The 17,135-nt window shown below is 71.3% G+C and carries 16 protein-coding genes; 9 read left to right on the top strand and 7 right to left on the bottom strand.

The window, feature by feature from the left end; genetic code table 11:
- Positions 1-94: 94 nt before the first annotated feature.
- Both ABH926_RS23365 and ABH926_RS23360 read right to left on the bottom strand, forming a co-directional pair.
- Positions 95-2,521 carry an ABC transporter permease gene (locus tag ABH926_RS23365; protein WP_370367849.1) on the bottom strand — a complete coding sequence of 809 codons (2,427 nt, stop codon included), beginning with the start codon at positions 2,519-2,521 and terminating at the stop codon, positions 95-97.
- Positions 2,522-2,603: 82 nt separating this feature from the next.
- Positions 2,604-3,428, bottom strand: a complete 825-nt coding sequence (locus tag ABH926_RS23360) for an ABC transporter ATP-binding protein (RefSeq protein ID WP_370367848.1) — start codon at positions 3,426-3,428, stop codon at positions 2,604-2,606.
- Positions 3,429-3,602: 174 nt separating this feature from the next.
- On the opposite strand from ABH926_RS23360, the gene ABH926_RS23355 reads away from it, so the two are divergent.
- Together ABH926_RS23355 and ABH926_RS23350 are read left to right on the top strand one after the other, a co-directional pair.
- Positions 3,603-4,877, top strand: coding sequence for a sensor histidine kinase (locus ABH926_RS23355; protein WP_370367847.1), 1,275 nt, complete (start codon positions 3,603-3,605; stop codon positions 4,875-4,877).
- Between the two features lie 56 nt (positions 4,878-4,933).
- The gene (locus ABH926_RS23350; RefSeq protein ID WP_370368015.1) at positions 4,934-5,614 is read left to right on the top strand and encodes a response regulator; all 681 of its coding nucleotides are present in this window, start codon (positions 4,934-4,936) and stop codon (positions 5,612-5,614) included.
- Here ABH926_RS23350 and ABH926_RS23345 read toward each other — a convergent pair whose 3' ends face one another.
- From ABH926_RS23345 to ABH926_RS23335, 3 genes are all read right to left on the bottom strand, one after another.
- Positions 5,615-5,974 (bottom strand): hypothetical protein, encoded by a 360-nt coding sequence (locus ABH926_RS23345; protein ID WP_370367846.1) that lies wholly within the window; start codon positions 5,972-5,974, stop codon positions 5,615-5,617. It lies immediately after the preceding gene.
- A 133-nt stretch (positions 5,975-6,107) separates the two neighbouring features.
- On the bottom strand, positions 6,108-8,630 hold the full coding sequence (locus tag ABH926_RS23340) for an ATP-dependent Clp protease ATP-binding subunit (protein WP_370367845.1): 2,523 nt from the start codon (positions 8,628-8,630) through the stop codon (positions 6,108-6,110).
- 66 nt (positions 8,631-8,696) lie between these two features.
- Positions 8,697-9,458: a hypothetical protein gene (locus ABH926_RS23335; RefSeq protein ID WP_370367844.1), complete on the bottom strand. Its 762-nt coding sequence runs from the start codon at positions 9,456-9,458 to the stop codon at positions 8,697-8,699.
- Positions 9,459-9,521: 63 nt separating this feature from the next.
- Between ABH926_RS23335 and ABH926_RS23330 the strand changes: the two genes are divergently transcribed.
- Genes ABH926_RS23330 through ABH926_RS23310 form a run of 5 tightly spaced genes read left to right on the top strand, consistent with a single transcriptional unit; the run spans position 9,522 to position 13,271 of the window.
- Positions 9,522-10,265 carry a Type 1 glutamine amidotransferase-like domain-containing protein gene (locus tag ABH926_RS23330; RefSeq protein WP_370367843.1) on the top strand — a complete coding sequence of 248 codons (744 nt, stop codon included), beginning with the start codon at positions 9,522-9,524 and terminating at the stop codon, positions 10,263-10,265.
- A 37-nt stretch (positions 10,266-10,302) separates the two neighbouring features.
- Entirely contained in the window at positions 10,303-10,653 is a 351-nt protein-coding gene (locus ABH926_RS23325; RefSeq protein WP_370367842.1) for a UBP-type zinc finger domain-containing protein, read from the top strand.
- A gap of 48 nt (positions 10,654-10,701) precedes the next feature.
- On the top strand, positions 10,702-11,430 hold the full coding sequence (locus tag ABH926_RS23320) for an HD domain-containing protein (protein WP_370367841.1): 729 nt from the start codon (positions 10,702-10,704) through the stop codon (positions 11,428-11,430).
- A gap of 54 nt (positions 11,431-11,484) precedes the next feature.
- Positions 11,485-12,090: an RNA polymerase sigma factor gene (locus tag ABH926_RS23315; protein WP_370367840.1), complete on the top strand. Its 606-nt coding sequence runs from the start codon at positions 11,485-11,487 to the stop codon at positions 12,088-12,090.
- Between the two features lie 26 nt (positions 12,091-12,116).
- On the top strand, positions 12,117-13,271 hold the full coding sequence (locus tag ABH926_RS23310) for a hypothetical protein (protein WP_370367839.1): 1,155 nt from the start codon (positions 12,117-12,119) through the stop codon (positions 13,269-13,271).
- Positions 13,272-13,412: 141 nt separating this feature from the next.
- Here the strand turns inward: ABH926_RS23310 and ABH926_RS23305 are convergent, their stop codons facing one another.
- Positions 13,413-14,096 carry a response regulator gene (locus tag ABH926_RS23305; RefSeq protein ID WP_370367838.1) on the bottom strand — a complete coding sequence of 228 codons (684 nt, stop codon included), beginning with the start codon at positions 14,094-14,096 and terminating at the stop codon, positions 13,413-13,415.
- A 1-nt stretch (position 14,097) separates the two neighbouring features.
- Positions 14,098-15,294 (bottom strand): sensor histidine kinase, encoded by a 1,197-nt coding sequence (locus tag ABH926_RS23300; protein ID WP_370367837.1) that lies wholly within the window; start codon positions 15,292-15,294, stop codon positions 14,098-14,100.
- A 132-nt stretch (positions 15,295-15,426) separates the two neighbouring features.
- On the opposite strand from ABH926_RS23300, the gene ABH926_RS23295 reads away from it, so the two are divergent.
- On the top strand, positions 15,427-16,338 hold the full coding sequence (locus ABH926_RS23295; protein WP_370367836.1) for an ATP-binding cassette domain-containing protein: 912 nt from the start codon (positions 15,427-15,429) through the stop codon (positions 16,336-16,338).
- Positions 16,335-17,129: an ABC transporter permease gene (locus ABH926_RS23290; protein ID WP_370367835.1), complete on the top strand. Its 795-nt coding sequence runs from the start codon at positions 16,335-16,337 to the stop codon at positions 17,127-17,129. The genes ABH926_RS23295 and ABH926_RS23290 overlap by 4 nt, the downstream gene beginning before the upstream one ends.
- Positions 17,130-17,135 lie beyond the last annotated feature (6 nt).

Raw genomic sequence — 17,135 nt, 5'->3', positions numbered from 1 at the left:
GCGGAATGCCGACCTTTCGAGGGTATCAACCCCGACAGGCCGGCATTCCTTCGTGATTGCCTGGAAACGGCTTAGGTGACCGTCGTCACAGCCGCTACTCGGTCCTCAGCGCGGTGGCGGTCCGCGACCGCGCCGCCCAGCCGGCCGGCAGCACCGCGCCGAGCAGCGCGATGACGACCCCGCCGGCCAGCAGCGGGAGCAACAGCCCCGCGGAATAGGTTTCGGTCACACTCAGCGGCAGGTGCATGCCGACCGCGTTCCCCATCGGGGTGATCGTCGCGTGCTCCAGTGCGGTGCCGATCGGCACCCCGATCAGCCCGGCGACCAGTCCGGTGAGCGCCACCGAGGTGAGCACCATGGCCACGGTCTGCCGCGGCGTCATCCCCAGCGCCTTGAAGACGCCCAGCTCGTGGATCCGCTCGCGGGTGTCCTGGACCACCGTGTTCAGCACGCCGAGCGCCGCGACCACCAGCAGCATGATCGACAGTGTCGCCACCAGCGCGCTCATGGTCAGCACCACGTCCGACTTGCCGCCGTTGATCTGGTGGTCCACCGAGGCGTCCAGCGGAACCAGCGCGGCCGTGGCCGAGGCGGCCCACTGCGGCCCGTCGACGTTCGCGCCCAGCTCCACGTTGAACTGGTCGATGTGCGGGGTCAGGCCGGCCGCGCTGAACGTGGCGCTGTCGACCAGCACGGCCCGGCCGCCCTGGTAGGCGTCGAAGGCGATGCCGACCACCTTCAGGGTCAGCGGCTTGCCTTCCTGCACGACGGTGACGGTGTCCCCGACGTGCGTCCCCATCGCCGAGGCCAGCCGGTCGCTGACGACCGCCTCGCCGGGCCCGGAGTACCAGCGGCCGCCGATCAGCTCCAACCCGGTCCAGGACATGTCCCCGGACACCGTGTCCACCTCGCTCGGGTCGCCGCTCGGCGCGCCGATGATGGTCGCGCCGCTGTCGCCCCAGCCGAAGGCGGCTTTGGTTCCCGGGACGCCGGCCAGCGCGGCCGACACCTTCGCGGGGTCCAGGTGCGGGGTGCGCGGATCGTTGGGACCGTACTGCCCGCCGGGACGCCCCGGACCGTGGTCGTCGGACAGGCCGGGCACCACGATCACCGAGGCGTCGGCGAACCCGGCGCCGCGCTGGTCCTGGAACTTGCTGAACCCGGCCTCCAAGCCCAGCGCGAAGGTCACGCTCACCGCGCCGAACAGCACCGCGGCGCCGACCAGCGCGGCCCGGGCCGGCCGGGCGAACGGCTGGGCCAGGCCCAGCGACATCGACCGGGGAAGCGGCAGCCGGGAGGCCAGACGCTGGGCCGCGCGACCGCGCTCGGCCTTCGGGGCCCGGCCCACGACCAGCGTCTGCACGGCCGGCAGCCGGCCGGCCCGCAGCGCCGGGACGAGCGCGGTGACCCCGACGATCGCCAGCGTCCCCACCGGGACCGCGACGCTCACCCACAACGGCAGGCTGGCACTGGCCGCGCCGAGGTCGCGGCTGGTGCCGTTGAGCACCGGGACGGACAGCAGGTTGCCGAAGACCGTCCCGATCACCACCCCGAACGCCGCCGGGATCAGCGCCTGCGCGGCATAGGCGCGGGCCACCTGCGACGGGGTGAAGCCGAGCGATTTCAGGATCCCGATGCGCCGGGTCGCCGACACCACCGCGCCGCTCACCACGATCGCGATGATCAGGACGGACAGGAACAGCCCGAGGACGCCGAAGACGATCAGGAACGGCACGAAGGCCTTGGCGTTGCCGGTCGCCTGCTGTTCGGCCGTCAGGTACGACTGCGAGCCCTCGTACGAGTCGGCCGGAGCGGCGGCCGTGACGGCCTTGCGGTCGGCGGCCAGCTGGGCGTCGGTCCCGGCCGAGGCGAAGCGGTAGAGCATCTGCGAGTCGGCCTTCGCCCCGGCGGCTGTCAGCCGCGCGAAGCCCGCGGAGGTGGTCCAGCCGGAAGCGCTGCTGGTCAGCGAGTTCGCGAAGCCGACGACGACGAACGACGGCTTGCCGGGCAGCGAGCTGAACACGACGGATTTGCCGAGGCAGTCGTTGGGCCAGTCGTTCAGGACGATCTGGTTCGCGGTGGTCGGCCAGCTGCCGTGGTCCAGCACGATCTGGTCCAGCCCGGAGCCGCTCCCCAGACTCGGCCGGGTCGAGATCGTCGCCGGCGGCGCCGCGGTGCCGGCGTACGGCATGTCGGGACCGGCGGTCGCGGTGCAGTCTTTCCCGATTGTCGCGTCGAGCGAGGTGGTGATCGGGTAGGGGCCGGAGGACTCGGTGACGCCGGCGGCGTGCGCGGTCGCGGCGACTTGGGTCGCGGTGGCCTTGGAGCCGTCGAACTGCACGGCCAGGTGCGCGCCGTGGCGGCTGGCGAAGGCGTGGTCGAAGGGGGCTGACACGGCGCTGAGCAAGCCGAGCGAGAGGACGGAGGAGGTCACGGCGGCCAGCGTGGTCAGGGCCATGACGAAGGACTGGACGCGCCGGCGGCCGACGCCGGAGCGGACCACTTTGCCCAGGGCGCTCACCGGCTCGCCGCCAGCAGCAGGCGGGCCATGGCATGGAAGGCGGCTTCGAAGAGGCGCCGCGGGAGCGGTGGTTTGCGCAGGGTCATCGGACCGCTCCCGACGGGCCGTTGAAGGCGGTGCCGGCGGCTGTCGTGCCCGCCGAGTTCGTCGCGCTCGCGGTACCGAACGGGTCCCTCCCAGCGGCCTGCGATGCGTCCCCCCGCGTCGCACCGTCGGCCACCCCCGGGTTCACCATGTCCCGCGCCACCGCGCCGTCCACCAGCTCGATCGTCCGGTGCGCGGTGGTCGCCGCCAGCTCGACGTCGTGGGTGACCAGCAGGATGGTCTGGCCCTCGTGGTTCAGGTCCAGCAGCAGCCGGCGCACGTCGGCGGCGGCGTGCGAGTCCAGGGCGCCGGTCGGCTCGTCGGCCAGCAGCAGCGCCGGCCGGTTCATCAGGGCCCTGGCCACCGCGACGCGCTGCCGCTGGCCGCCGGACAGCCGCTGCGGGTAGGCCTTGGCGTGCCGGTCGATGCCCAGGGAGCCGAGCAGCTCGCCGGCCCGGCGCCGGGCCTCGCCCTTGCCCATCCCGGCCAGCTGCGCCGGGATCAGGATGTTGTCCAGCACGGTCAGGTCGTCGAGCAGGTTGAAGAACTGGAAGATCATCCCGATCGAGGTCCGCCGGTACTTGGCGGAGCCGGCCTCGCCGAGTTGGTCCACGCGGGTGCCGTTGACGGTCACGCTCCCGCCGGTCGGCCGGTCCAGCCCGGCGATCAGGTTCAGCAGCGTGGACTTGCCGCTGCCGGAGTGGCCCAGGACCGCCAGGCACTCGCCGGCGGCCACGGACAGGGTCACACCGGCCAGGGCGGGTGGGCCGTCGTCGTATTCCTTCGTCGCGTCACGCAGATCGATCATCGGCGGGTTCGTCATGGTCATGAACCTACGAACAGACCGTGATCAGCCGCGTCGGCCTGTGTCATGAACCGTGCTACACCCGTGAGCCGATGCCGCGGTGCCCTCATCCTGGGGGTGTATCCCGCAGGCGTACGCCGATGGACGGAGCGGATGATGTGCGGCGGCCGGGGTTCTTGCGACACTGAGCCGGTGAACAGGGACGACGAGGGTTGGGCTGGGCGGGCCCGGGGCGCGTGGAGCGCGGTGACCCGCCGGACCGGGGCGGCGCCTTCGCCCAGCCGCTGGGCCTGGGCGGCGGACATCGCCCTGGCGCTGGCGATGATCGTCAGCACACTGAACAGCGGCTACCACCACGCGGCGGTGAACCCCGGCCAGCACGGCCCGCTCTACGGCATCGACCACCTGCTCGTGGTGGGACCGCGCGACACCTTCCTGGTGGTGATGACGGCGCTGCCGCTGGCCGTGCGCCGCCGCTTCCCGCTGGCCGCCTTCTGGGTCTGCGAAGTGGCCGTGATCCTGCTGCACGCCAATGTCACGGACGCGAACGACACCGCGATCTTCACGTTCATGTCCACCCTGATCGCCGCCTACAGCGCCGCGATCTACAGCCCGTTCCGCTCGGCGATGGTCTACAGCCTGGCCGCCGGCGCGATCCTGCTGGCCGCCACCCGCGGCGGCCAGATCCCGAACATCACCCGCAGCTTCGTGCCGTTCCTGTTCCTGATCCCGATCGTGTTGGGCGCCAACGCGATCGGGAACTGGCGCCAGCGCGTGCACGAACTGGAGGAGGAACGCGAGTCCTCGATGCTGCGGGCCGTGGAGCAGGAACGCGCGCGCATCGCCGCGGAGCTGCACGACGTGGTCTCGCACAACGTGAGCGTGATGGTGGTGCAGGCCGGCGCGGCCCGCAAGGTCCTGGCCACGTCGCCGGACCTGGCGCGCGAGGCCCTGCTGGCGGTGGAGGACAGCGGCCGCGCGGCGATGGCCGAGCTGCGGCACGTGATGGGGCTGCTGACGATGACCTCCCAGGGCGGCGACCCGGCCGGCACCGCGGACCTGGCGCCGCAGCCCGGCCTGGAGCAGATCCCGGCGCTGGTGGAACGGATCCGCAACGGCGGGGTGCGGGTGGATCTGGCGATCGAGGGCGACGTGATACCGCTGCCGTCGGGGCTGGACCTGGCGGCGTACCGGGTGGTGCAGGAAGGGCTGACCAACTCGGTGAAGCATGCTGTCGGCGCGCTGATCCGGGTGACGCTGGACTACAGTCCGCAGCGGCTGAAGGTGGACGTCGTCGACACCGGCGGCACCGCCTCCTCCTCGGCGGCCACCGGCAACGGCCGCGGCCTGGTCGGGCTGCGCCAGCGGCTGGCGGTCTACGGTGGGACGCTGAGCGCGGGACCGAGACTGACGGGGGGATACATGGTGAGTGCGGTGATCCCGTTGCGGGAGGGGGTGGCGGCGTGAACGCGCTGCGGGTGGTGATCGCCGACGACCAGGTGCTGGTGCGCACCGGGTTCCGCATGATCCTGATGTCCGAGGGCATCGACGTGGTCGGCGAGGCGGCCAACGGGGACGAGGCGCTGCGGGTGGTGCGGCAGACGCGGCCGGACGTGGTGCTGATGGACATCCGGATGCCGGGCATGGACGGCCTGGAGGCGACCCGGCTGATCCTGGCCGACAGTGTCGGTGCCGGTGCCGGTGCCGGTGCCGGTGCCGGTGTCGGTGCCGGTGTCGGTGCCGACCCGGCCGACGACGACCGCCCGCGCGTCATCATCCTGACGACCTTCGATCTGGACCAGTACGTCTACGCCGCGATCACCGCCGGCGCCAGCGGATTCCTGCTGAAGGACGTCAGCCCGGAACACCTGGTCGCGGCGGTCAAGATGGTGCGCGAGGGCGACGCGATGCTGGCTCCGGCGATCACCCGGCGCCTGGTCGAGCGCTTCGCGGTCCCGATGGTGAACCCCCGCACCGAGGCCCTGCACAAGGACCTCGCGACCCTGACTCCGCGCGAGCGCGAGGTCCTCGGCCTGCTGGGCCGCGGCCTGTCGAACGCGGAACTGGCGGCGCGCTTCCACCTGTCGGAGGCGACGGTGAAGACGCACGTCGCCCGCATCCTGGCGAAGCTGAACCTGCGCGACCGGGCCCAGGCCGTGGTGGTCGCCTACGAGACGGGGCTGATCACGCCGGGCGTGGCCTGATCACTGTTTCACACAGCTGACATTGGCGGACTGGAACAGGCAGCCGCCGTCCGGAGGCCCGGGAACGAAACGAAGGTGCAGTACCGGCAGCGTCTCCTGGGTCTGGACGACGTGCGAGGACGCCATCGCGACCTCCTCGCCGGCTTCGGCGGCGACGTTCGACTGCGCCTCGGAACCCTTGAGGGTGACCCCGTTGAGCCGCAGCTCCCCGATCCCGAACCCGCCCTCCCCGGTCGCGATGCCGACGATCTTGTAGTCCACCAGGTAGCTGGAACCCGGTTCGAGGATCAGCTCCCTGGCCAGATGGAGGTCGCCCCGGTCCACCTGGGCGAGAAACTCGACGACTTCTGCTCCTGGCACGGGCGCTCCTTCGGTTGCGGATCGGCTCCTGCTGCCCCGCTCGCGCTCCGGCAAACCGGCGCCCGACCGGTCCCGAACGGGCGACGCCGCCGCGGACCCCATCCGCGGCGGCGCCCGAACCGGCCTCGTTCCCTCAGCCGGCCGCCCCGGCCCCGACCGGCTCGCTGCCGTGCTTCACACTGCACACGAGCTTGTCGTCGGCCTCGTCCGCGACGATCGTGTCCCCGGGGTTGGTGTCCCCCGACAGCAGGAGCGAGGCGACCTTGTTGTCCAGCTCCGCCTGGATGGTCCGGCGCAGCGGCCGCGCCCCGAACTCCGGCTTGTAGCCGCGCTCGACGAGCCAGTCCTTCGCCTTCTCCGTGACCTCCAGCCCGAGTTCCTGAGCCTTGAGCCGGCGGCGCGAGCCGTCCAGCATCAGGTCCACGATGTTGCCCATCTCGTCCTTGCCGAGGCTGTGGAAGATCACCACCTCGTCCAGCCGGTTGATGAACTCCGGCGGGAAGAAGCCGCGCACCTGGTCCATCAGCTGGTCGCGGATCTCGTCGGTCTGGCCGGCGTGCGCCAGGATCAGCTGGCTGCCGATGTTGGAGGTCATGATGACCACCGTGTGCCGGAAGTCGACGGTGCGGCCCTGCGCGTCGGTGAGCCGGCCGTCGTCGAGTACCTGGAGCAGGGTGTTGAAGATGTCCGGGTGCGCCTTCTCGACCTCGTCGAACAGGATCACCGAGTACGGCTTGCGACGCACCTTCTCGGTGAGCTGCCCGGCCTCCTCGTAGCCGATGTATCCGGGCGGGGAGCCCAGCAGCCGGGAAACTGTGTGCTTCTCCTGGAACTCGCTCATGTCGAAGCGGATCAGCCGGTCCTCGTCGCCGAACAGCAGCTCGGCCAGGGCCTTGGCGAGCTCGGTCTTGCCGACGCCGGTGGGCCCCAGGAACAGGAACGACCCGGTCGGCCGGTCCGGGTCGCCCATGCCGGCCCGGGAGCGGCGGACCGCCTCGGCGATCGCGGTGACCGCCTCCTGCTGCCCGACCACGCGGTCGTGCAGGGCGTCCTCGAGCTTCAGCAGGCGCGTCTTCTCGTCCTCGTTCAGCTGCGCGACCGGGATGCCGGTGCGGCGGGAGACGACCTCGGCGATGTCGTTCTCGGTCACCTTCAAGGTGCCCTCGCGGCGCTCCTCGATGGTGGCCATCTCGTCGTTGAGCTCGTCGATGCGGGCCTTCAGGTCCTTGGCGCGGTCGTAGTTCTCCGACGACACCGCCTCGTCGCGCTCGCGGGTGAGCTTGGCCAGCTTGTCCTCGCGCTCGATGGCCTCGGTGGACTTGCCCAGGTTGCGCAGCCGGATGCGGGCGCCGGCCTGGTCGATCAGGTCGATGGCCTTGTCCGGCAGGAAGCGGTCGGAGATGTAGCGGTCGGACATCGCCGCCGCGGCCACGAGTGCCCCATCGGTGAACTTCACGCCGTGGTGCGCCTCGTAGCGGTCGCGCAGGCCCTCCAGGATCTGGACCGTCTCCTCGACCGTGGGCTCGGAGATCAGCACCGGCTGGAAGCGCCGCTCCAGCGCCGCGTCCTTCTCGATGTTCTTGCGGTACTCGTCGATGGTCGTGGCGCCGATGACGTTGAGCTCGCCGCGCGAAAGCGCCGGCTTCATGATGTTGCCGGCGTCCATCGAGCCCTCGCCGCCGGAGCCCGCGCCGACGACCGTGTGCAGCTCGTCGATGAACAGGATCGTGGAGTCGGCGGCCTTGCCGACCTCGTCGATCACGTTCTTCAGCCGCTCCTCGAACTCGCCGCGGTACTTCGACCCGGCGACCAGCGCCGCCAGGTCCAGCGCCACGACGCGCTTGCCCTCCAGCGTCTTGGGCACGTCGCCGGACACGATGCGCTGCGCCAGGCCCTCCACGATCGCGGTCTTGCCCACGCCGGGGTCGCCGATCAGCACCGGGTTGTTCTTGGTGCGGCGGGACAGCACCTCGATGGTCTGCTCGATCTCGTCGGCGCGGCCCACCACCGGGTCGAGCTTGCCGGCCTTGGCGTCCTCGGTCATGTCCCGGCCGTACTCGTCCAGGGTCGGGGTGTCCGACGGCTGCTCCGGACCGGCTGGCATGCCTTCGGCGCGCGAGACCTTGGTGATGCGCTTGCCCAGGTCCTTGGCATCCCCCTGGGTGTTGTTCAGCACGTGGCCGGCGCCGGAGTCCGGGTCCTCGGTCAGCGCGGCCAGGATGTGCTGCGGCCCGATGTAGGTCGAGCCGGAGGCCTGCGACAGCTCGTGCGCGTGCAGCAGGACGCGCTTGGCCGAGGGGGTGAGGCCCGGCTCGGAGGACGGCGTGCTGCCGGAGGCCGGCAGCGACTTCTCGATGGTCTGGGCCAGCCGGTCCGGGTCCACGTTGGCCGCGGCCAGGATGCCGCGCGTGGGCTCCACCTGGGTGGCGGCCCACAGCAGGTGCTCGGTGTCGAGGTCCGCGCTGCCGTCCTGCGCCGCGCGGTGCGAGGCCGTGGAGATCAGCTCACGGGCCGACTCGGTCAGCAGCTGACCGATCGGCACGCGCTGCACCCGCGGCGGCGAGAACTCCGGGGACATCCCGAAGAACCGGTTGAGCAGGTCGTTGAAGGGTTCGTCGGAGCGGTCGAAGAAGCCGCCGAAGGAGCTCATGGACATGAATCCAGACAACACCCCATATGCGAGGTCCGCACGGCGAGACTGCGCCGAGCGGGTACGCGGTCCTTACAGCGCCGGCGCTGGGGAATCGGCCGAAGCGCCCTCGATCAAAGCGCCCTCGGTCAAAGCCCCTTCAGCCAGCGCGAGCGCGAGCGCCCGGCCGGGACACACCCGCGGGCCGCTGCCGAACGCCAGCCCGACCGGGCCGACCTCCAGCACCACCGGCTCCCCCTCGGGGATCTCGATCGTTCCGACCCGCGTGGCCGCGATCGCGATCCGGCGCATGACCTGGACCGGCGGCGCGCTGAGTACGGTGGCCCGGACGTCGCCCGAGCCGTCCCGGGCGGCCGCGATCAGAGCCGTGGTGGCGTCACACGCCTGGACGAGGATGCCCACGCGGTTCGCGGCCTGCTCCGGATCGCCGGCCCGCATCAGCGGCAGCAGCAGCTTCACGGCGTCGTCGGCGGCCGGGTCGTCCCCGCCGAAATAGTTGTCGGCCACGGTGCACAGCGCGGCGACGGCGGTGTCGTCCAGCTCCGGCAGACCCATCGCTTGCGCGAGGGAGCGCAGGACCCGCGTCCGGTCGTCACCGAACCGGCCGCCGGCCAGGCGGCGCAGCTCGTCGGCGTCGATGCGCGCCAACTCCGTCTCCACATACGCACGGCGGCGCGCGTGGACTTCTCCGTGCGCGAACCGCGCGACCGTGGCCCGCAACCAGGCCATCGAGCCCTCGGACTCGGACCCGGGCCCGGATCCGGCGGGCAGCGGGACCAGTGAGGGACCGGCGAGCGCGGCCTCGATGTCGGCGCGCGAAGTGAGAGTAACCATGCCCGGACCATATGGCCGGGTTGTTTCGGCACTCCCCGAAGCGTCCGGCTAGGCTTGGCGATCATGGCAGGCCACATCGTCGCGACCGGTGCCGGACGGGCACTCATGGAGCGCCGGAACGACCCGTATCACGAGTTCGTCCTGGGGCTCACCGGCAAGGACCGTCCCCGGGTCCTGTTCCTGCCGACCGCCACCGGCGACGACCCGGCGTACATCGTCTCCTTCTACGAGACGTACACCGCCGACCGCTGCGAGCCGTTCCACCTGCGCCTGTTCAGCCGCACCGTCAGGGATCTGCGCGCGTTCGTGCTGTCGATGGACCTGATCACCGTCGGCGGCGGCAACACCGCGAACATGCTCGACGTCTGGCGCCGGCAGGGCCTGGACGTGATCCTGCGCGAGGCGTGGGAGAACGGCGCCGTGCTCACCGGCGGCAGCGCGGGCGCGCTGTGCTGGTTCCACGGCGGCACCACTGATTCCTTCGGGCTGCCCTACCAGGTGCTCGCGGACGGCCTGGGCTTCCTCGACGGCAGCGTCTGTCCGCACTACGACGGCGAGGACTCCCGCCGTCCGGTGTACCGCGACGCCCTGCTGTCCGGCGTGCTCCCGGCCGGGTACGGCGTCGACGACCTCGTGGGCCTGCACTTCCACGGCCCGGACCTGGTCGGGGCGGTCAGCTCCTCGGCGGCTGGCGGCGCGCTGCGCATCGAGGTCGTGGACGGGGTGATCGCCGAGACCCGGATCCCGGTCCGGCAGTTGCTCCCGACGGCCTCGGACTCCGACGAAGGCCGCGTCCCGAGTACTTGACAGGCGCTCGCGCCCCGGGCCGGGTAGCGTCTGGGACATGTCCATCCCAGGAGTCGATCCCAGCGTCCCGCCGAGCGGCACCGGTTGCGTCGAGTGCGACGCCAGCGGCGGCTGGTGGGTACACCTTCGCCGCTGTACGCAGTGCGGCCACATCGGTTGCTGCGACAACTCGCCGGAGCAGCACGGCCGCAAGCACGCCGCCGCCAGCGGCCACTCCATGATCACCAGCTTCGAGCCCGGCGAGGACTGGTTCTACGACTTCAGCAACGACAACTTCTACGAGTCCGGCCCGGCGCTCGCCCCGCCGGACAGCCACCCGGCCGACCAGCCGGTGCCCGGGCCGAAGGGCCGCGTGCCCGTGGACTGGCAGAGCAAGCTGAACCCGTAAAAGGAACTGGCTGGAGCACCTTGCCCCGACCCCGCTAGATTCGCCGCCATGGACGGGATCGAGCGGGGTCAGTTGTCAGTCATGCCCATCCACGCCGTGACGGAGGTCTACGGCGAAGCGGGGCTGCGCATGCTCTTCGAGATCGAGAGCGAGGCGTTCCCCGACCAGGAGCGCGCCACGATGCTGCGCGCCGAGCGGGTCGCCTCCCGGCTGCACGCCGGGGACAAGCGCGTCCGCGAGCCGTATGTCAACCACCTGCTCCGGGTCGCGATCCGGATCATCCGCCACTACCAGGTGCGCGACGCCGAGGTGATCGTCGCCGCGCTGCTGCACGACGCCGTCGAGGACCACCCGCGTGATCTCGCCGACCTGGCCGGCGACGCCGAACGCGCCGCGGGCGAGCGGAACGCGGCCCTGACGATGCTGGCCCGGGCCTTCACACCGCGGGTCGCGAACCTGATCGCGTCCGTCACCAACCCCGACTACGACCCCGAGCGCGACCGCCAGGAGCAGTACCGCGAGCACGTCGTGGAGAGCCTGGAAGTGGATCCGTGGGCGCGGGTCATCAAGCTGTCCGACTTCACCGACAACGGCGTCGGCATCATCCACACCACCGGGCCGAAGGTGCGCAAGGCCTCGGCGAAGTACGCGCCGCTTGTGCCGCAGTTGCGCGAGTTCGCGTTGCGCGACGACACACCGCTGAACGCCGAGGTGAAAGAGCTGATAGTCCACCAGCTCGATCTCGCGGCCGAGCGATTCCGAGCCATCCTCGGGTAGCTCGGGTAGGCTGCCCGGCGGGGTGGGTCCAAGACCTTCGTATCAAGGACCCCAATGCTGGATGGGCAAGACATAGCGGACGCCCTCGCGGGCGCCGTTCGCGGTGACGAGGCTTCCTTCGCCGTGCTCTGGCGCGCGCTGAACCCGCCGCTGCTGCGCTATCTCCGAGTCCTGATCCCCGGGGCCTGCGAGGACGTCGCCTCCGAGACCTGGCTGCAGGCCTCGCGCGATCTCGGCGGCTTCACCGGGGACGCCAAGCAGTTCCAGGTGTGGCTGTTCCGCATCGCCCGCAACCGGGCGATCGACGAGGGCCGCCGGAACCAGCGCGTGCTGGACCTGCCGGTCCCCACGCTGCCCGAACAGCGCTCGAACGACGACACCGCCGAGGAGGCGCTGGCCGCGATGGCCACCCGCCGCGCGCTGGCGGCGATCGCCGCGCTGCCCCGCGACCAGGCCGAGGCGGTCCTGCTGCGGGCCGTCGCCGGGCTGTCCGCCGATCAGGCCGGCTCGGTCGTCGGCAAGCGCGCCGGCGCGGTGCGGGTCGCGGCGATGCGGGGCCTGCGCACGTTGAAGAAGCGGCTCGACAAGGCCGCGGAGCCGGAGAAGACACAGGTCAAGGGAATGGCGCGGACGGGTTCGAGGGCGGGTGTAACACGATGAGGCGCAGGATCGCTCCTTCGGGCACGATGCGTACGACAGGGAACTCCCCACGGGCCCTCGGCCGCCGGCGACCGGGTCGCCGCGCCGCCGAGGAGCTGCTCGACCACACCGGCGGCGCGGGAGCCGCCGGAGTGGTGTCGGGCGAGGCCGCGCCCGCGGGATCCCAGCCGGCCGGACCGGGGTTCGAGCCCGGGCCTGATCTGCGGGCCCTGTCCCGGCTGCTCGACGCGGCCGCCGGACCCGCCCTGGCCGCCGAGCTCTCGGGCGAGGACGCGGCCCGTGCCGCGTTCTCCGCACATCACTCGGTCGCCGCGCATCACTCCGTCTCCGCGACACCCACCAAGGAGCGACGCGTGTTCAGCAAAGCCCTTCTCGCCAAGACCTTGACGGTCAAGATAGCCGTCGCCGTGTGCGGCGTGTCGGTGGTCGGCGCCTCCGCCGCCGCCGCGACCAACTCGCTGCCCTCCGGTCTGCAGTCCAAAGCCCACTCCCTGGGCTTCCCGGCCCCCAAGCCCGCCGCGATCCACAACGATCTCCTGTCCGGAACGCAGCACGACTCCGACAGCCCGCACCCCGGTACCCCGACCCCCACCGGCTCCTCCGCGAAGCCCGCCGCCGCGCACGACGACCAGACGGCGCTCGACGCGGCCGGCGCCAAGCTCCTCGGCGACGACGGCTTCCGCCTGTGCAAGGCCGTCGAGGACGGCGACCGCGACGACCAGGGCCACGACCTGACCGCCGCGGACTTGCAGAAGCTGGCCAAGGCCGCGAACGTCCCGGCGGCCGACATCGCCAAGCTCGAGTCCCGCCTCGACGCCGAGCGCAGCCAGGCGCAGAAGCGCATGCAGGACTTCTGCGACCGCCTGGCCCAGGCCGAGAAGGACGCCCGCGAGGGCCACGTCCCGACGTTCCCGATCCCCACTCCGCACCCTGGGGACGGCTGGCCCACGACCTGGCCGACGCAGCTGCCGACGATCCCCGGCCTGCCCACGCACCTGCCCACCGGGCTGCCCACGCACCTGCCGACCGTGCCGCCGTCGCGCCTGCCGACCGGCCTGCCGACCAGCATCCCCACCGGCTGGCCGACCGGCTGGCCGATCGACGGGGGACCGCAGAACCCGGTCGACCCGATCCACCCGGGGGTTCCCACGGCGTCGGGGAGCGGTGTCGGGCAGCACTGATCCACGGAAGCTGGACCGACGGCATTCGGCGCGCCCTACCCACCCCACCCCAATTGCGCTGAGTGCCGTCGGAACAGCGGGGCCCTAGCGGGGCCTTAGCGGTGCCGTAGCGGTGCCGTGAGATCGGCTACCGGGCGACTCTCAAAGCCTGGCCAGCCCCGACCGGTAGGCCAGAATCACCAAGTGCACGCGGTCGCGCGCGTCCAACTTCGCGAGCATCCGTGTCACGTGTGTCTTCACTGTCGTGGAGCTGATGTAGAGGCGCTCGCCGATCTCAGCGTTCGACAGCCCTTCGGCGACCAGCGTCAGCACCTCGCGTTCGCGCTCGCTGAGCCGCGCCAGGATCGGTGTGCCCGTTGCGCTTTGCGTGCCCGGCGCGGCTACGGCCGGCGCGGGCTCGGGCCGCCGGGCGAAGTCCTCGATCAGCCGGCGCGTCACGCTCGGCGCGATCAGTGCCTCGCCGGCCGCGACCACGCGGACCGCCGCCAGGATGTCCGGCAGCGCCATGTCCTTGACCAGGAAGCCCGACGCGCCGGCGCGCAGGGCGGCGTACACGTGCTCGTCCTCGTCGAAGGTCGTCAGGATCAGGATCCGGGCGCCGAGTGTGGCGGCGGTGATCTGGCGGGTGGCCTCGATGCCGTCCATGCCGGGCATGCGGATGTCCATCATCACGACGTCCGGTGCGGTCTCGTGAGCCAGCCGCACCGCTTCGGCTCCGGTGCCCGCTTCGCCGGCGAGTTCCAAGTCCGGCGCGGAGTCGATGACCATCTGCAACGCCGCTCGTGCCAGCGGCTGGTCGTCCACGAGCAGCACCCGCACTGCCATCTCAGTTTCCTTCCATTCGGGCGTCGGCCGGGAGGGGCAGCGTCGCCGCGACCCGGAATCCGCCGCCGAGCCGGGGACCGGCCTCGAACGCCCCGCCGAGCAGCGTGACCCGCTCCTGGATGCCCACGAGTCCGTAACCGCCGGTCGGCGACGCGGCTGCGTTCCCGTTCCCGCCGGTCCCGTCGTCCGTCACCTCGATCGCCACGGACGCCGCCGAGAACGTCACGGCGACCCGGCATTCTTCGGCTCCGGCATGCCGCACCACGTTCGTCACCGACTCCTGCACGATTCGGAACCCGGCCAGGCCGATGTCCGGTGGCAGGGCCCTGCGTGCGCCGTGCCACTCGACGCCGACCCGCACCCCGGCGGCCGTCGTGGCCTCGGCGAGCCGTTCGATGTCGTCCAGGGCCGGCATCGGCGCGGAGCCCTGGGAATCCGAGTCCTGATTCCTCAGCGACACCAGCATGCGGCGCAGCCCGGACAGCGTCTCCCGGCTCGTCGACTCGATCGCGCGCACCGCCTCGCGGGCCTTGCCCGGCTCGGCGTCGATCAGCATCGACGCCGCCCCGGCCTGCAACGCGATCACGCCGACGGTGTGCGCGATCATGTCGTGCAGTTCGCGCGCGATCCGTAGCCGCTCGGTCATCGCCGCCTGCGCCATCGCGTGCGCGCCGACATCCCGTTCGTGTTCCCGCGCCTGGCGCGTGGCGTCGCCGACGAACCACATCACGACCGCCGCCAGCGCGACCGCGGTCTGCGTCGAGAACACCACCGGCCAGCTGGCGAGCTTGCGGGCCACGAAGTAGGCCGTCAGCACGGCCAGGGTGAGGCCCAGCACCGTCAGCGAGGTCCGCCGCGGCCGCGAGCCGGCGATGAAGATCAGCGCCACGGCGACGTCCGTGAACTGGGTGAAGGCGATGACTGTCGAGTTCAGGCACAGCGCGCCGCCGATCGCTCCGCCGACGATCAGTGTGTGCGCGACGATCGGGCGCCGCTGCAGGAGCATCCCGCCGATGACGGTCGCGATCCCGCTCAGGGCCAGCAGGTCCCACAGGCTGAAGCGCCCCGGCGACCAGCCGACGACGTGCGGGCCCACGGCCGACAGGATCGCGTACACCGTGGACGCGCTCCACGCCAGCACGACCCAGACCCCGGGCGGCACCCGCTTCAGGCGCGGGGCGGTGGGCACGGTGGTCATGGGCATGATCGTAATCGCGGAGGCGGGAGCAGCGGATCGGCCCGCGGGCGTACGCCGGCGGCGTACACCGGAATCAGGATTCGTCTTAAGAGCCGACGCGGGGCTACACGCGGCCCCGGCACCGTTGTCCCCATGATCGAGATGACGGAGCTGACGAAACGCTACGGCGGCCGGACCGCCGTCGACGCCCTCACCTGCACTGTGCGCCCCGGCCACGTGACCGGGTTCCTCGGCCCCAACGGCGCCGGCAAGTCCACCACGCTGCGCATGATCCTGGGCCTGAACAAGCCGACCTCGGGCACTGTCACCGTCGGCGGCAGCGAGTTCCGCAGTCTGCCGCGCGGGCTGCGCCACGCCGGCGGCCTGCTGGACGCCGGCGACGTCCACCCCGGCCACAGCGGCTGGAACCACCTGCTGGCGCTGGCCAGGACCAACGACATTCCGAAGCGGCGGGTCCAGGAGGTGCTGGAGCAGGTCGGCCTCGCGTCGGCGGCGAAGCAGCGGATCGGCGGCTACTCGCTCGGCATGCGCCAGCGCCTGGGGATCGCCTCCGCGCTGCTCGGCGATCCGCCGGTGTTGCTGTTCGACGAGCCGCTCAACGGGCTGGATCCGGAGGGGGTGCTGTGGGTCCGCAGGCTGTTCCGCGAGCTTGCCGGCGAGGGGCGCACGGTGCTGGTCAGCAGCCATCTGATGACGGAGATGGAGCACACCGCCGACCGGCTGATCGTGATCGGGCGGGGTCGGCTGATCGCGGACGAGCCGGTGGCTGAGTTCGCGGCGCGGAGTTCCGCGACTTCTGTCGTGGTGCGCACGCCGATGCCGGGCGAGGTGCGGGAGCTGCTTGCCGGGGCCGGGGCGACTGTCGTGGTGGAGGACGCCGAGACGCTGCGGGTCACCGGGCTGGCCGCGGCGCGGATCAGCGAGCTGGCCTTCCAGGCGCACCTGCTCCTGCACGAGGTGACGACGCATACCGCGTCGCTCGAGGAAGCCTTTATGGAACTGACCGCTGACAGCGTCGAATACCTGGCAGGAGCTGACCGATGAACGACTTCAAGAATTTGATGGCCGCCGAGTGGATCAAGATGCGCTCGCTGCGCTCGATGCGGTGGGGGATGGTGCTGTCGGCGGTGGGGATTCTGTGGATGAACATCAACGCGGCGCTGGCTGATGCGAGCAACTTCAAGAAGGGTGACAGCCACAGTCCGGTCGATGGTCAGCACGAGATCTTCACCAACAACAGCCACATGATCGTGCTGATGGTCTTCGGTGCGCTCGGCGCCATCCTGATGGTCGGCGAGTACAGCACCGGGCTGATCCGCGGCACGTTCGCGGCGGTCCCGGACCGGAGCGCCGTCGTGGCTGCCAAGATCGTGGTCGCGATCCTGGCTGCGACCGGGGCGGGGGTGGTGATTGTCGCCGCATCTTATGCGTGTACTCAGGCGATTATCGCGGGGGATTATGGGGCGCTGAGTCCCGCGACGCATGGTCTGTGGATCTTCCTGTCGGCTTCGGTGCTGCTGTTCCCGCTGTCGGCGTTGGTCGGTATCGGGCTGGGGACTCTGATTCGTAACAGCGCGAGCACCATCGTCGCGGTGGTGACCATCCTGATGCTGATTCCGAACTTCGTCGTCTCCCGCATCCACCCGTGGATCAACGACATTCACAACGCCATGCCGTTCACCGCATGGCAGCGGCTTGACGGATCGCCTGGGCGCCCGGCGGCGCCCGGGGTGTTCGCCGACCCGACGGTTGGTGGGTCGTGGTCGGTGTACGCGGTGTGGGCGGTTGTGCCGGTGGTGATGGCTTTCGTGCTGGTGCGGAAGCGGGATGTGTGAGGGGGT

It is taken from the genome of Catenulispora sp. GP43, assembly GCF_041260665.1.
GTDB lineage: Bacteria > Actinomycetota > Actinomycetes > Streptomycetales > Catenulisporaceae > Catenulispora.
This window is presented reverse-complemented; position numbering and strand designations above follow the sequence as displayed.

What these genes read in the sequence shown, in the direction of transcription:
- ABH926_RS23360 (WP_370367848.1), bottom strand. Translation starts at nt 3,428, where the DNA reads ATGACGAACCCGCCGATGATCGATCTGCGTGACGCGACGAAGGAATAC.
- ABH926_RS23350 (WP_370368015.1), top strand. Translation starts at nt 4,934, where the DNA reads ATGATCCTGATGTCCGAGGGCATCGACGTGGTCGGCGAGGCGGCCAAC.
- ABH926_RS23340 (WP_370367845.1), bottom strand. Translation starts at nt 8,630, where the DNA reads ATGTCCATGAGCTCCTTCGGCGGCTTCTTCGACCGCTCCGACGAACCC.
- ABH926_RS23335 (WP_370367844.1), bottom strand. Translation starts at nt 9,458, where the DNA reads ATGGTTACTCTCACTTCGCGCGCCGACATCGAGGCCGCGCTCGCCGGT.
- ABH926_RS23330 (WP_370367843.1), top strand. Translation starts at nt 9,522, where the DNA reads ATGGCAGGCCACATCGTCGCGACCGGTGCCGGACGGGCACTCATGGAG.
- ABH926_RS23325 (WP_370367842.1), top strand. Translation starts at nt 10,303, where the DNA reads ATGTCCATCCCAGGAGTCGATCCCAGCGTCCCGCCGAGCGGCACCGGT.
- ABH926_RS23320 (WP_370367841.1), top strand. Translation starts at nt 10,702, where the DNA reads ATGGACGGGATCGAGCGGGGTCAGTTGTCAGTCATGCCCATCCACGCC.
- ABH926_RS23315 (WP_370367840.1), top strand. Translation starts at nt 11,485, where the DNA reads ATGCTGGATGGGCAAGACATAGCGGACGCCCTCGCGGGCGCCGTTCGC.
- ABH926_RS23310 (WP_370367839.1), top strand. Translation starts at nt 12,117, where the DNA reads ATGCGTACGACAGGGAACTCCCCACGGGCCCTCGGCCGCCGGCGACCG.
- ABH926_RS23305 (WP_370367838.1), bottom strand. Translation starts at nt 14,096, where the DNA reads ATGGCAGTGCGGGTGCTGCTCGTGGACGACCAGCCGCTGGCACGAGCG.
- ABH926_RS23300 (WP_370367837.1), bottom strand. Translation starts at nt 15,294, where the DNA reads ATGACCACCGTGCCCACCGCCCCGCGCCTGAAGCGGGTGCCGCCCGGG.
- ABH926_RS23295 (WP_370367836.1), top strand. Translation starts at nt 15,427, where the DNA reads ATGATCGAGATGACGGAGCTGACGAAACGCTACGGCGGCCGGACCGCC.
- ABH926_RS23290 (WP_370367835.1), top strand. Translation starts at nt 16,335, where the DNA reads ATGAACGACTTCAAGAATTTGATGGCCGCCGAGTGGATCAAGATGCGC.